Here is a 410-nt window from a genome sequence, read left to right as displayed (position 1 = left end):
CCAGCTTGATCTCGTCCCTGTCGTAGCCGACGGCGGTGTCCAGGCGGGTGAGCGGCCGGCGCAGGTCCTCGTAGACCCACCAGTCGCCCACCGGGCCCTCGTCGCCCGGTGCACCCATCACGGGTGCGAACTTTCCGCCCAGGAAGGTCATTTCCTTCAGCGGTGCGCGGACGACGCGCGGCCCGGAGTCCGCGTACTTGGACGGGAGCCGGTCCCGCCAGACATGTGCGGGCTCCACCGTGTGGTCGTCCACCGAGATGATCTTGGGGAAGGTCTCCATGCGTTCCACGGTAGCGTCGATCTGACGAACCGTCAGCTATCTGTCCGGCACCGGTACCGCACACGGTTCCCCAATCGTTGTCGAAGCCTTGTGCAGAGCGTCACCCACTGCTGACGAGTCCGCCCGCGAC

General features: G+C 66.8%; 1 pseudogene. It reads right to left on the bottom strand.

Going from position 1 to position 410, the window contains the following annotated elements:
- Window positions 1-280, bottom strand: a pseudogene (locus tag RNB18_RS52950) (amidohydrolase family protein); the annotation flags it as partial.
- Window positions 281-410 lie beyond the last annotated feature (130 nt).

The sequence above is a fragment of the Streptomyces doebereineriae genome, from assembly GCF_031845645.1.
In the GTDB taxonomy this organism is placed as follows: Bacteria; Actinomycetota; Actinomycetes; order Streptomycetales; family Streptomycetaceae; genus Streptomyces; species Streptomyces canus.
This window is presented reverse-complemented; position numbering and strand designations above follow the sequence as displayed.